Genomic DNA, 14,084 nt, shown 5'->3' with positions numbered 1-14,084 from the left:
TTGCCAAAAGGACTTAACTACGAGTGTGAAGCACTGAAAAACGATTGTCTTGTGTTAGCGTTTGAAGCTGACGAACTAAGCGAAAGACGAAACGAGCTTACAAGTGATAAGTGAGTAAGGAAAGCGTGCAAGTGAGAAATACATGAGCCCTCAGCTCATGTATAAGTTCCATTAACTGCATAAAAAGAAAAGTGACATTTTAAAAGAAAGAATTTTTAATCTATTATTTAAATGATACTAATTTATACTATTAAAGATTTAATAAGCGCATCTGTATGTTCTTTTAATTGAGATATAGGTATCCCACCAAATCCTAAAATAAATTTTGCTGAATTTTGGTTATTGTCATATTGACTAAAAGGTATGATTTTTAATTTGTTTTTTTTGGCGTTCTCTAGACATTGTTTCATTGTGAGACTGTTTTTTACAGTTAATGTAAAGTGCATACCTGCTAAAGCACCGTCTATTTTTAACTGAGATTGATATGGCATCAATGCATTTAAAATAGTCGTTAATTTATGTCTATATACATTTCTCATTTTATTTAAATGTCTTTCAAAACTACCGGATTTCATAAAATTTGCTACTATTTTTTGCGTGTGAGCAGGAACTGTATTACCTTCCTTGTTATTTAATTGATTATAAGTTGATAATAATTTATTCGGCAATACTAAATAAGCTATTCTACAGCTTGGGAACAGTGATTTGGAGAAAGTACTGATATAAATAACTTTGTCTTTAGTATCTAAACTTTGTAAGGCAGGAATAGGTTTCCCAAAATATCGAAATTCTGAATCATAATCATCTTCAATGATATATCTACCTTCACTTTGTTGTGCCCAATTTATAAGTTGTGTGCGTTTTTTTAAGCTCATCACATAACCTGTTGGAAATTGATGAGAAGGTGTGACATAAGCAATATTATTATTTGATTTTTGGAAATAATCTATTTCTATCCCTGTATGGCTGACCGGGACTTGAAGGTAGGTTATTTGTTTTTTATCTAATACTTGCTTAATAGGGGGATAACTAGGGTTTTCTATTAAAAATTTGCCGTTACTTAAAATATCTGTTAAAAGATTGATAAGTTGCTCAGTCGAAGAACCAATAATAATTTGTTCAGGATGGCAAGTAACACCACGACTATTAAATAAATAATGCGCAATTTCTTGTCTTAATGAGATTTCCCCTTTGAAACTTGCATGTAGCAGAAGATCGAGTTCATCATCTTCAAAAGCATCTTTAGCATATTTTCTAAATTGTTTCATTGGGAAGTATTCTGTATCAATTTCAGACATATTAAACGCTAAATCGTAATCTGGTTTTGGATTATGGAAGTTTTCGTTTGAGCTAAATATCTGATGTGCATGATTGATATTTGTAGGAATGATAGGAAGCGTTTCAATATCAGAAACAAAATAACCCGACCTCGGTTTAGAATAAATGTACCCTTCATCTAATAAAAGTTGATAGGCATGTTCAATCGTAGTGTTACTTACTGATAAATGTTGTCCCAACGCACGTTTAGATGGAAACTTATCTTCAGATTTATATTGACCTTCTATGATTTGTTGTTTCAAAGTTTCATATAAATTGACATAGAGATGATTTTTAGACAATAAACTGACCTCCTAAATTATTTTGAAAGTGTACCTTTTTAAATACCAGTTTATCTTTTAAAATGAATTTAATCAACTAAGTAAAGGGGTAAATAAGATGTCTAAATTTACAGGATCAGAAAGAGTTAAAAGAGGAATGGCTGAAATGCAAAAAGGCGGTGTTATTATGGACGTCGTTAATGCAGAACAAGCGAAAATTGCAGAAGAATCAGGTGCAGTTGCAGTAATGGCATTAGAACGTGTGCCTTCTGATATAAGAGCTGCAGGCGGTGTTGCTAGAATGGCAAATCCTAAAATTGTAGAAGAAGTGATGAATGCAGTATCTATACCAGTAATGGCAAAAGGCCGTATTGGTCATATAACAGAAGCACGTGTGCTTGAAGCCATGGGTGTTGATTATATCGACGAATCAGAAGTTTTAACACCAGCAGACGAAGAATTCCACTTGCGTAAAGATACCTTTACAGTACCATTTGTTTGTGGTTGTCGCAATTTAGGGGAAGCTTCACGTCGTATAGGCGAAGGAGCTGCTATGTTACGTACAAAAGGCGAGCCAGGTACAGGTAATATTGTTGAAGCCGTTAGACATATTAGACAAGTAAACGCTGAAGTGAATCGCATCACAGTGATGAATGACGACGAAATTATGACTGAAGCCAAAAATATTGGCGCGCCGTATGATGTGTTAAAATCAATTAAAGAAAATGGTAAGTTACCAGTTGTAAACTTTGCTGCAGGCGGTGTTGCAACCCCACAAGACGCAGCTTTAATGATGGAATTGGGGGCTGATGGTGTATTTGTTGGTTCAGGCATTTTTAAATCAGAAGACCCTGAAAAATTTGCCAAAGCAATTGTACAAGCTACAACACACTACCAAGACTATGAATTAATTGGACGTTTAGCTAAAGAATTAGGTACTGCGATGAAAGGTTTAGATATTAATGACTTATCCTTAGAAGAACGTATGCAAGAGCGTGGTTGGTAATATGAAAATAGGTGTTTTAGCCTTACAAGGGGCTGTAAGAGAGCATTTAAAACATATTGAACTAAGCGGTCATGAAGGCATCGCTGTTAAGCATGTAGAACAATTAAAAGATATTGATGGTTTAATACTACCTGGTGGCGAATCAACGACATTGCGCCGACTAATGAATTTGTATGGTTTTAAAGAAGCATTACAACAATCTGATTTACCTATGTTTGGAACGTGTGCGGGGCTCATTGTCATGGCAAAAGATATCGTTGGAGAAGAAGGCTATCTCAACAAATTAGATATTTCAGTCCAAAGAAATTCTTTCGGTAGACAGGTAGATAGTTTTGAAAGTGAATTAGATGTTAAAGATGTTGCTGCTGATATAGAAGGCGTCTTTATTAGAGCCCCACATATAGCAGAAGTGCATGGAAATGTATCCATCTTAAGCAAAATCGGAGAAAAGATTGTAGCAGTCCAAGAAGGACGCTATTTAGGTGTCTCATTTCATCCGGAGTTAACAGATGATTACCGTATAACACGATATTTCATTAATCATATTGTGAAAACAACACTAAGTGAAAAAGTTTAAAATAAACCAAATAAAAACAGGTCGATTCTTGTATATATAAGAATCGACCTGTTTTATCTTAATTTCATTTAGATGAAGAAACCTGCGATTGCAGCAGAAATAAATGAAACGAGTGTAGCACCAAATAAAAGTTTCAACCCAAAACGCGCTACCATATCTCCTTTTTCGTTGTTAAGTGATTTAATTGCGCCTGAAATGATTCCGATAGAGCTGAAGTTAGCAAATGAGACAACAAATACAGATATAACGCCTTTAGCATGTTCGCTCATGTCTTTAACTTCTTTTAAACTTTGCATAGCAACGAATTCATTTGACAATAATTTTGTTGCCATAATCGAGCCAGCTTGAACGGCATCGCTCCATGGCACACCAATTAAGAAGGCTAATGGTGCAAATATGAAACCAATGAAAGTTTGGAAGTCCCAAGTAATACTTCCACCTGAAGCTGCTGTGAAAATAGCACTGACAACTCCATTGAGTAAAGCAATAATGGCTATGTAACCAATTAGCATTGCACCTACGATTACAGCGACTTTAAATCCATCTAAAATGTATTCCCCTAACATTTCAAAGAAAGATTGTTTCTCTGTTTCACTGTCTTCAACGATTAATTTATCTTCATTAACATCTACTTTGTATGGATTGATAATAGAAGCAATAATAAAACCGCCGAATAAATTTAAAACGACTGCTGTAACAACATACCGTGGTTCAATTAATGTGAAATACGCGCCAATGATTGAAGCTGATACAGTAGACATGGCTGAAGCAGTTAATGTATAAAGGCGTTGTCTAGGAATATGCGCTAATTCTTTTTTTAGCGAAATAAATACTTCTGATTGTCCTAAAATTGCTGCTGCTACTGCATTATATGATTCTAAGCGTCCCATCCCATTCACTTTAGAAATAGCTAATCCTAAATAGTTAATAATAAACGGTAATATTTTTGTATATTGTAAAATACCAATTAGTGCTGAAATAAAAACAATTGGTAATAAGACATTGAAGAAGAATGGTGGATTGTTAGGATCCACAAATTCAAACCCACCGAAAACAAAGTTGACGCCTTCTGCAGCTTTAGCTAGTAGATAGTTAAAGCCGTCTGAAATGGCACCAATGACAGTAATACCAAATTTTGTTTTTAATAGTATAAACGCAAATACAAGTTGTATGACGAGTAATAGGCCAATGTATTGCCAACGAATATTTTTTCTATCAGAGCTAAAGAGAAAAGCTAATGCAAGAAAAACTGCAATCCCAATTAAACCAATGATAATATGCATAATAATTTCATCCCTTTAAATTTTTTCTTAACTCCTATAATACAATAAATGGGAGATTTCTTACATGCATAAAATGAAAATTTTTAAAACATATTGGTTGAAAAAGGTCAAAGTTGGTCATATAATATAGTCAAAGAAGGTCAAAAGAGGTGATAATCATGCATAACATGTCCGACATCATAGAACAATACATTAAAAAATTATTTGAAGACGCCAATGAAGATGTTGTTGAAATTCAGCGTGCAAATATTGCACAGCGTTTTGACTGTGTGCCTTCTCAATTAAATTACGTGATCAAAACACGATTCACTAATGAACACGGCTATGAAATAGAAAGTAAAAGAGGTGGCGGCGGCTACATTCGAATCACTAAAATTGAAAATAAAGACGAAACAGGTTACATTAACCATTTACTTCAATTAATAGGACCGTCTATTTCACAACAACAAGCCTATTACATTATAGATGGCTTATTAGATAAAGAATATCTTAGCGAACGGGAAGCGAAGATGATTTATGCGGTCATTGATAGAGAAACATTGAAAATGGATGTATTATCAAGAGATATCATACGTGCTAATATAGTTAAACGCGTATTACATGTGATAAATTACTATTAAAGAGAGGTGTTTAGTCGTGCTGTGCGAAAATTGTCATTTAAATGAAGCGGAAGTTAAGTTAGCGGTTAAAGGACAAGACGGTATACATGAAAGATGGGTATGTTCCACATGTGCACAAGGAGGTAATCCTTGGACTCAAAATCAGCAAATGCAGTCACAAGATGATATTGAGGGTGCCTTTGTTGTAAAGCAAATATTACAGCATTTAGCAGCTAAACATGGTATTGATTTCGATGAAATAGCTTTTAAAGAAGAGAAAAGATGTCCTACTTGTCAAATGACGTTAAAAGATATTGCACATGTCGGTAAATTTGGTTGTGCAGACTGCTATGCAACATTTAAAGATGACATTGTTGATATTGTACGACGTGTACAAGGTGGTCAAATTGAACACACTGGAAAAACACCACGCTCTTCACACAGAAAGTTAGCGTTAAAAAAACAAATAGAAGAAAAAACAAACTATTTAAATCAATTGATTGAAGAACAAAATTTTGAAGAAGCTGCAATTGTTAGAGATGAAATTAAAGCATTAAAAGAAGACAGCGAGGTGAAACATGATGAGTAAAAATGATATTAGTACTCATATTAGTGAGTGGATGAGAGATGAGGAAGAGAGTCCAATTGTGATGTCCTCAAGGCTCCGATTAGCTAGAAATTTAGAAAATCATGTTCATCCTTTGATGTTTCCTTCAGAACAAGATGGTTATAGAGTAATAAATGAGGTACAAGATGCGCTTCCTGATATGTTTATACAGAGATTAGACACTTTGGATCAACAGAGTAAGTATAAACTTGTAGCGAAACATCTTATAAGCCCAGAGTTAATAAAGCAGCCTGCTTCAGCTGTGCTTTTGAATGATGATGAATCTTTAAGTGTTATGGTAAATGAAGAAGATCATATACGCATTCAAGCTATGGGAAATGACCTATCATTGCAAACATTATATGATAAGGCTTCTTCTATAGATGATACACTCGATAGTGAACTAGATGTTAGCTTTGATGAAACACTTGGTTATTTAACAACTTGCCCGACAAATATAGGGACTGGTATGAGAGCGAGTGTAATGCTACATCTGCCTGGCCTAACGATTATGAAGCGGATGAATAGAATCGCTCAAACAATCAATCGCTTTGGATTTACTATAAGAGGTATCTACGGTGAAGGCTCTCAAGTATATGGTCATATTTATCAAATTTCTAATCAGCTTACACTTGGTAAAACAGAAGAAGAAATTATCGAAAGTTTAACTGAAGTTGTGCAACAAATTATTAACGAAGAAATGCAAATTCGCGAACGTCTCAGTAAGCATAATGAAATTGAAACATTAGATAGAGTATATCGTTCGTTAGGAATATTAAAATATAGTAGACTAATATCTATGGAAGAAGCGTCATTTAGATTAAGTGAAGTGAAACTCGGTATAGATTTAGGCTATATTGATTTAGAAGACTTCAAATTTAATGAGTTAATGGTCGCAATTCAATCACCATTCTTGTTAGATGATGAAGATGATAGAGCAGTTAATGAAAAAAGAGCAGATATATTAAGAGAACATATAAATTAGGAGGTCATGCTATGTTATTTGGTAGACTGACAGAACGTGCACAACGCGTATTGGCACATGCTCAAGAAGAAGCGATTCGCTTAAATCATTCAAATATTGGAACAGAACATTTACTTTTAGGTTTAATGAAAGAACCAGAAGGTATTGCAGCAAAAGTATTAGAATCATTCGATATTACTGAAGAAAAAGTAGTGACAGAAGTTGAAAAATTAATTGGTCACGGCCAAGAACAAATGGGTGCTTTACACTACACACCACGCGCTAAAAAAGTGATTGAGTTATCAATGGATGAAGCAAGAAAACTACATCATAATTTTGTAGGAACAGAACACATCTTGCTTGGTCTAATTAGAGAAAATGAAGGCGTTGCAGCACGCGTATTTGCTAATTTAGATTTAAATATTACTAAAGCACGTGCGCAAGTTGTTAAAGCTTTAGGTAGCCCTGAAATGAGCAATAAAAACGCACAAGCAAATAAATCTAATAACACACCAACATTAGATAGCCTTGCACGCGATTTAACAGTTATTGCAAATGATGGTACTTTAGACCCTGTGATTGGTAGAGATAAAGAAATCACACGTGTTATCGAAGTATTAAGTAGACGTACTAAGAATAACCCAGTCTTAATTGGGGAACCGGGCGTAGGTAAAACAGCAATTGCAGAAGGCTTAGCACTTGCAATCGTTAACAACGAAGTACCAGAGACACTTAAAGGTAAACGCGTGATGTCTCTAGACATGGGAACAGTAGTAGCTGGTACGAAATACCGTGGTGAATTCGAAGAACGTCTGAAAAAAGTTATGGAAGAAATTCACCAAGCAGGCAATGTTGTACTCTTTATTGATGAGCTACACACTTTAGTTGGTGCTGGTGGTGCAGAAGGCGCAATTGATGCATCTAATATTTTAAAACCAGCGTTAGCGCGTGGCGAACTACAATGTATTGGTGCAACTACACTGGATGAATATCGTAAAAACATTGAAAAAGATGCAGCACTAGAACGTCGTTTCCAACCAGTTCAAGTGGACGAGCCAACAGTCGAAGATACAATTGAAATCTTGAAAGGCTTACGTGACCGTTATGAAGCGCATCACCGCATTAATATTTCAGATGAAGCTTTAGAATCTGCTGCGAAATTAAGCCATCGTTATGTGTCAGACCGTTTCTTACCAGACAAAGCAATTGATTTAATTGATGAAGCAAGTTCTAAAGTAAGACTAAAAAGTCATACAACGCCACCTAACTTGAAAGAATTAGAGCAAGAAATTGAACAAGTTAAAAATGAAAAAGATGCTGCTGTACACGCACAAGAATTTGAAAATGCAGCAAATTTACGTGATAAACAAACTAAATTAGAAAAACAATATGAAGAAGCGAATAATAATTGGAAAAACGCTCAAAACGGTGCAAGCACATCATTGTCTGAAGAAGATATTGGAGAAGTTATTGCAGGTTGGAGTGGTATTCCATTAACTAGAATTAATGAAACAGAATCAGACCGCCTACTTAATTTGGAAGATACGTTACACAAACGTGTTATTGGCCAAAAAGAAGCAGTTACGTCTATCAGTAAAGCAGTAAGACGCGCTAGAGCAGGATTGAAAGATCCTAAACGTCCAATTGGTAGCTTTATCTTCTTAGGCCCTACAGGTGTAGGTAAAACAGAATTAGCACGTGCATTAGCAGAATCCATGTTTGGTGAAGATGATGCAATGATTCGCGTAGATATGAGTGAATTTATGGAAAAACACGCTGTGAGCCGTTTAGTTGGGGCACCTCCAGGTTATGTAGGTCATGATGATGGTGGACAATTAACTGAAAAAGTTAGACGTAAACCATATTCAGTTATACTATTCGATGAAATTGAAAAAGCACACCCTGATGTATTTAACATCTTGTTACAAGTGCTTGATGATGGACACTTAACAGATACAAAAGGACGTCAAGTAGATTTCCGCAATACAGTGATTATTATGACTTCCAACGTTGGCGCTCAAGAACTGCAAGATCAACGCTTTGCAGGTTTTGGCGGCGCATCTGAAGGACAAGATTATGAATCAATTCGTAAAACAATGATGAAAGAATTGAAAAATGCTTTCCGCCCAGAATTCTTAAACCGTGTTGATGACATTATTGTATTCCACAAACTTTCTAAAGATGAATTGAAAGAAATTGTGACTATGATGGTGAATAAATTAACAGATCGCTTAGCAGAACAAGATATTGATATCGTAGTTTCTGATGCAGCGAAAGAAAGAATTGCAGAAGAAGGTTATGATCCAGAATACGGAGCTAGACCACTTATCCGCGAAATTCAAAAAACGATCGAAGATAACTTAAGTGAGTTAATCTTGGATGGTAACCAAATCGAAGGTAAAAATGTTTATATCGATTATGACGGTAAAGAATATAAATACGATATTAAAGATAGAACAGAAGATCAAAAAGAAAAAGAGACTTCTGATTCATAAGATTGAGTTATTAAAGTGATATCAAGTATGAATAGCGCTTCTCAAGTATGCAAATGCAACTTGGGGAGCGCTTCTTTTATAAAAAGTATCACTAAAATGTTAATAAACGAAACATCATCGTATGTTAATCAAAAATTTTAATCACCTATATCATATTAATAGTACTGAATATATAATAGTGTTAATTTTAAAAATAGACTTTAACATTAATCTATTGAAGTGCATGCTATAATATAAAATTAAAGGCTAAGAAACAATAAATATCGAAATGAATCGAATATAAATAAAGTTTGTTTTTAATTAGACAGAGGTATAAAATAGATTTGTTCAATAAAGATGGAGGTGCAGTTTTGGCCAAAAAGAAAGTGATTTTTGAATGTATGGCGTGTGGTTATCAATCACCAAAATGGATGGGCAAATGTCCCAACTGTGGTGGTTGGAACCAAATGGAAGAAATTATAGAACAAAAATCGACAAGCCCAAAACATGGGGTTCGAAGTCGTGAAAATAGCGCGAAAGTACAAAAACTAAATGAAATTAAACATGAGACGACACCACGTATTAAAACCAACTCAGCAGAATTTAACCGAGTACTTGGCGGTGGCATTGTAAACGGTTCGCTTGTATTAATTGGCGGCGACCCAGGTATTGGTAAATCGACCTTATTACTACAAATTTGTGCTGCTTTATCACAAAGTAAAAGCGTTTTATATATAACAGGTGAAGAGTCGTTAAATCAAACTAAGTTAAGAGCAGATAGATTAGAAGAGGATTCAAGTAATTTAAATGTGTTTGCGGAAACAGATTTAGAAGTGATACATGAAACGGTTAAACAATTGAAACCAGATTTACTTGTAGTTGATTCTATACAGACTATTTTTCATCCTGAAATCAGCTCTGCGCCTGGTTCAGTATCTCAAGTAAGAGAAAGTACACAGAGCTTAATGAATATTGCTAAACAATTAAACATCCCAACTTTTATTGTTGGTCATGTAACTAAAGAAGGGCAAATTGCAGGTCCACGTTTATTAGAACATATGGTGGATACAGTACTTTATTTTGAAGGTGATGAGCATCATGCTTACCGTATTTTAAGAGCAGTTAAAAATCGCTTTGGTTCGACAAATGAAATGGGTATTTTTGAAATGAAGCAGAGTGGATTGAAAGGCGTGAAAAACCCTTCAGAAATGTTTTTGGAAGAGCGTTCTACTAATGTTCCTGGGTCAACAATCGTATCGACAATGGAAGGCACAAGACCATTGCTCATAGAAGTACAAGCATTAGTGACACCGACCACATTTAACAACCCAAGACGTATGGCTACAGGCATAGACCATAATCGATTAAGTTTATTGATGGCTGTCTTAGAGAAAAAAGAAAATTATTTGCTTCAACAACAAGATGCTTATATTAAAGTAGCAGGTGGCGTCAGATTAACAGAACCTGCTGTTGATTTAGGTATTGTTATTGCCACGGCGTCTAGTTTTAAAGATTTAACTGTAGACGGATTGGATTGCTTTATTGGTGAAGTTGGATTGACGGGAGAAGTAAGACGCGTCTCTCGTATCGAACAACGCGTACAAGAAGCGGAAAAACTAGGATTTAAACGTATTATTATTCCTGAATCCAATATTGGTGGATGGGAATTCCCTAGCGGTATTAAAGTCATTGGTGTTAAAAATGTACATGAGGCTTTAAAATATGCTTTAACTAAGCATTAATATCACTTAATGATACAACATGTAACTGGCTTATATAGTCAAAATAGCTTTCATGTGAAAGGAGCGTTAACATTTGAACATGATAAGACTCATTGTAATCTTGTGCTATATTATATTAGGTGCAAGTTTAGGCGTGTATCTTATACCAGAAATTATTACAGATGCTGGTTTGGGGCATTTCACGCTACTAACAAATAATTATTTCAATGGGCTACTAGGGATTGTACTGATATTTGTAATCTTTGGTTGGTTTATTAAAAAAGTAACATTAGCATTGAAAGAACTAGAACAAATGATTATGCGTCAAAGCGCAATTGAAATATTGTTCGCCACAATTGGACTCATTATAGGGTTACTTATTTCAGTTATGATATCATTTATTTTCCAAATTATTGGTAACAATGTTTTAAATCATTTTGTACCTATTATTATCACGATTATCTTGGGGTATTTAGGGTTTCAATTTGGTCTACGCAAACGCGATGAAATGCTATTGTTTTTACCTGAAAATATGGCGCGATCTGTGTCAATGAATACACGTAGTGCAATGCCTAAAATCATAGATACGAGTGCCATTATTGATGGGCGTATTTTAGATGTTTTGAAATGTGGTTTTATAGACGGTGAAATATTAATTCCACAAGGGGTAATTAATGAATTGCAAGTAATTGCAGACGCAAACGATAGTGTAAAGAGAGAAAAAGGGCAAAGAGGCTTAGATATGCTCAATGCTTTGCATGATGGAAAGCACCCTACGCGCATTATACATCCAACAAAATCGCATAGTGATATAGATGCAATGTTAATTAAATTGGCATTGCATTATAGAGCACAAATTATTACTACAGATTTCAACCTAAATAAGGTCTGTCATATACAAGGTGTTCAAGTGTTGAATGTGAACGACTTATCAGAAGCAATTAAGCCAACCGTACATCAAGGCGATCGATTTAACTTGTTGTTGACTAAGATGGGGAAAGAAGCTGGTCAAGCAGTAGGGTATTTAGATGACGGTACAATGGTAGTTGTAGATAACGCTAAAAAATATATCGGTGAATATATTGATTTAGAAGTAGTAAGTTTGTTGCAAACTTCATCCGGACGCATTATTTTTGCTAAAAAAATATACTGAAATTAAAAAGCGGGTTTCATTTGATATTGTAGCTAAAAAAGTTACAGTTTCACATGAAACCTTTTCATTATGAGCAATATTTTCAAAAAATTGTGCAGATAGCATTTTAATTTAAGCACAGTGATATCATAATCATCTTTAAAGTGCTACAATAAATAGCGAAATTGTATTACTGTACTTAGAATTATAAACTTGAAATTCAATGGGCGTCATACGTTTGTTTTTAGTATAGTGATGCTTTAAAAAATGATGAGCTATGATATCATAAATAAGCAAATGAGCAACACGCTTTGAATGCTTTTATATTAACTTATTGTTAGGCACATTTGAAAAGTGTAGTAACATAGGTTGAATTCTTTTTATGTGTGTGCGCAGTTAAGCTGAAAATATAAGATTAAAATCGTGAAAAATTATTAAACAGGAGTGAACATAATGAGTAATCGTGTAAGAGTTAGATATGCCCCAAGCCCAACAGGCTATTTGCATATTGGTAATGCAAGAACTGCATTATTTAACTATTTATTTGCTAAACATTATGATGGAGATTTTGTAATTCGTATAGAAGATACGGATAGTAAACGTAATTTAGAAGATGGAGAATCTTCACAATTTGATAACTTAAAATGGTTAGGTATTGATTGGGATGAGTCTGTAGATAAAGATAAAGGTTATGGGCCTTATCGCCAGTCAGAACGTGCTGAAATATATAACCCACTTATCCAACAATTGTTAGATGAAGATAAAGCGTATAAATGCTATATGACTGAAGAAGAATTAGAAGAAGAACGTGAACAACAAATTGCACGTGGTGAAATGCCACGTTACGGTGGTAAACATGCACATTTAACAGAAGACGAACGCCAACAATTTGAAGCAGAAGGACGCCAACCTTCGATTCGTTTCCGAGTGCCAAAAGATACAACATATGCATTTGACGATATGGTGAAAGGTGAAATTTCATTTGACTCAAATAATATGGGTGATTGGGTTATTGTGAAAAAAGACGGCGTGCCAACGTATAATTTTGCAGTAGCAATTGATGACCACTTGATGGAAATTTCAGATGTTATTCGTGGAGATGACCATATTTCAAATACACCCAAACAATTAATGATTTACGAAACGTTTGGTTGGGAAGCGCCAAGATTTGCACACATGTCACTAATCGTAAACGAAGAACGTAAAAAATTAAGTAAACGCGATGGCCAAATCCTACAATTTATTGAGCAATATCGCGATTTGGGTTATTTGCCTGAGGCGTTATTTAACTTTATTACATTATTAGGTTGGTCCCCTGAAGGTGAAGATGAAATTTATTCTAAAGAAGAATTCATTAAAATCTTTGATGAAAAACGATTATCTAAATCACCTGCATTCTTCGACAAACAAAAATTAGCTTGGATTAATAACCAATATATGAAACAAAAAGACACTGAAACAGTCTTTGAACTTGCTTTTCCTCACTTAGTTAAAGCGAATTTATTACCTGAAAACCCATCTGAAGAAGATAAAGAATGGGGACGTAAACTGATTGCTCTTTATCAAAAAGAAATGAGTTACGCTGGCGAAATTGTTCCGTTATCTGAAATTTTCTTCCGTGATGAACAAACATTAGGAGCAGATGAGCAAGAAATCATCAATGGGGAACAAGTGCCAGAATTAATGAACCATTTATATGGCAAATTAGAAGCACTAGAACCTTTTGAAGCGGCAGAAATTAAAAAAACAATTAAAGAAGTTCAAAAAGAGACAGGTATTAAAGGCAAACAATTATTTATGCCAATACGTGTAGCTGTGACAGGACAAATGCATGGTCCAGAGTTACCAAATACAATCGAAGTATTAGGTAAAGATAAAGTATTGAATCGCTTAAAAAAATACGTTTAATGCTGATTATAAGTAAATTGTATCAAATAGATAATACTTGAAAAATTACAATCAAGCACCTATGATTATAATTGAATACACTAAAGGATTAGTAGACAATGGAATGTGTCAAGAGAGTGTGCGGTTGCTGCGAGCACATCATGGAAATTGTTGAATGCACCTTTAGAATAATGAACTGAATAACTTTAATGAGTTAATATAAGTTGTTTTACCAT

The 14,084-nt window shown here is 34.5% G+C and carries 11 protein-coding genes; 9 read left to right on the top strand and 2 right to left on the bottom strand.

Features of this window, described 5'->3' with window-relative positions; translation table 11 throughout:
- Window positions 1-242: 242 nt before the first annotated feature.
- On the bottom strand, window positions 243-1,619 hold the full coding sequence (pdxR, locus tag KA900_RS00320; protein WP_119487752.1) for a MocR-like pyridoxine biosynthesis transcription factor PdxR: 1,377 nt from the start codon (window positions 1,617-1,619) through the stop codon (window positions 243-245).
- 97 nt (window positions 1,620-1,716) lie between these two features.
- Between pdxR and pdxS the strand changes: the two genes are divergently transcribed.
- Window positions 1,717-2,604, top strand: coding sequence for a pyridoxal 5'-phosphate synthase lyase subunit PdxS (gene pdxS / locus KA900_RS00315; RefSeq protein ID WP_103373378.1), 888 nt, complete (start codon window positions 1,717-1,719; stop codon window positions 2,602-2,604).
- Between the two features lies 1 nt (window position 2,605).
- The gene (gene pdxT / locus KA900_RS00310) at window positions 2,606-3,181 is read left to right on the top strand and encodes a pyridoxal 5'-phosphate synthase glutaminase subunit PdxT (protein ID WP_096810939.1); all 576 of its coding nucleotides are present in this window, start codon (window positions 2,606-2,608) and stop codon (window positions 3,179-3,181) included.
- A 68-nt stretch (window positions 3,182-3,249) separates the two neighbouring features.
- On the opposite strand, the gene KA900_RS00305 is transcribed toward pdxT, so the two are convergent.
- Entirely contained in the window at window positions 3,250-4,464 is a 1,215-nt protein-coding gene (locus tag KA900_RS00305; RefSeq protein WP_096810938.1) for a NupC/NupG family nucleoside CNT transporter, read from the bottom strand.
- A gap of 158 nt (window positions 4,465-4,622) precedes the next feature.
- Between KA900_RS00305 and KA900_RS00300 the strand changes: the two genes are divergently transcribed.
- From KA900_RS00300 to gltX, 7 genes are all read left to right on the top strand, one after another.
- Window positions 4,623-5,084 carry a CtsR family transcriptional regulator gene (locus KA900_RS00300; RefSeq protein ID WP_096810937.1) on the top strand — a complete coding sequence of 154 codons (462 nt, stop codon included), beginning with the start codon at window positions 4,623-4,625 and terminating at the stop codon, window positions 5,082-5,084.
- A gap of 16 nt (window positions 5,085-5,100) precedes the next feature.
- Window positions 5,101-5,652 (top strand): UvrB/UvrC motif-containing protein, encoded by a 552-nt coding sequence (locus KA900_RS00295; RefSeq protein ID WP_096810936.1) that lies wholly within the window; start codon window positions 5,101-5,103, stop codon window positions 5,650-5,652.
- Complete coding sequence (locus KA900_RS00290) at window positions 5,645-6,655, top strand: protein arginine kinase (RefSeq protein WP_170006919.1); 1,011 nt, start codon at window positions 5,645-5,647, stop codon at window positions 6,653-6,655. The genes KA900_RS00295 and KA900_RS00290 overlap by 8 nt, the downstream gene beginning before the upstream one ends.
- An 11-nt stretch (window positions 6,656-6,666) precedes the next feature.
- Complete coding sequence (locus KA900_RS00285; protein ID WP_210139162.1) at window positions 6,667-9,129, top strand: ATP-dependent Clp protease ATP-binding subunit; 2,463 nt, start codon at window positions 6,667-6,669, stop codon at window positions 9,127-9,129.
- A gap of 350 nt (window positions 9,130-9,479) precedes the next feature.
- Window positions 9,480-10,850 (top strand): DNA repair protein RadA, encoded by a 1,371-nt coding sequence (gene radA, locus KA900_RS00280; protein ID WP_096810933.1) that lies wholly within the window; start codon window positions 9,480-9,482, stop codon window positions 10,848-10,850.
- A gap of 73 nt (window positions 10,851-10,923) precedes the next feature.
- Window positions 10,924-11,982 carry a PIN/TRAM domain-containing protein gene (locus KA900_RS00275; RefSeq protein ID WP_103372873.1) on the top strand — a complete coding sequence of 353 codons (1,059 nt, stop codon included), beginning with the start codon at window positions 10,924-10,926 and terminating at the stop codon, window positions 11,980-11,982.
- Window positions 11,983-12,414: 432 nt separating this feature from the next.
- On the top strand, window positions 12,415-13,869 hold the full coding sequence (gene gltX / locus KA900_RS00270; RefSeq protein WP_103372872.1) for a glutamate--tRNA ligase: 1,455 nt from the start codon (window positions 12,415-12,417) through the stop codon (window positions 13,867-13,869).
- Window positions 13,870-14,084 lie beyond the last annotated feature (215 nt).

It is taken from the genome of Staphylococcus sp. GDY8P120P, from assembly GCF_017892065.1.
GTDB classification, from domain to species: Bacteria; Bacillota; Bacilli; order Staphylococcales; family Staphylococcaceae; genus Staphylococcus; species Staphylococcus nepalensis.
Note: the sequence above shows the minus strand (reverse complement) of the source record. Positions and strands in the feature narration are given on the sequence as shown.

What these genes read in the sequence shown, in the direction of transcription:
- pdxS (WP_103373378.1), top strand. Translation starts at nt 1,717, where the DNA reads ATGTCTAAATTTACAGGATCAGAAAGAGTTAAAAGAGGAATGGCTGAA.
- pdxT (WP_096810939.1), top strand. Translation starts at nt 2,606, where the DNA reads ATGAAAATAGGTGTTTTAGCCTTACAAGGGGCTGTAAGAGAGCATTTA.
- KA900_RS00305 (WP_096810938.1), bottom strand. Translation starts at nt 4,464, where the DNA reads ATGCATATTATCATTGGTTTAATTGGGATTGCAGTTTTTCTTGCATTA.
- KA900_RS00300 (WP_096810937.1), top strand. Translation starts at nt 4,623, where the DNA reads ATGCATAACATGTCCGACATCATAGAACAATACATTAAAAAATTATTT.
- KA900_RS00290 (WP_170006919.1), top strand. Translation starts at nt 5,645, where the DNA reads ATGAGTAAAAATGATATTAGTACTCATATTAGTGAGTGGATGAGAGAT.
- KA900_RS00285 (WP_210139162.1), top strand. Translation starts at nt 6,667, where the DNA reads ATGTTATTTGGTAGACTGACAGAACGTGCACAACGCGTATTGGCACAT.
- gltX (WP_103372872.1), top strand. Translation starts at nt 12,415, where the DNA reads ATGAGTAATCGTGTAAGAGTTAGATATGCCCCAAGCCCAACAGGCTAT.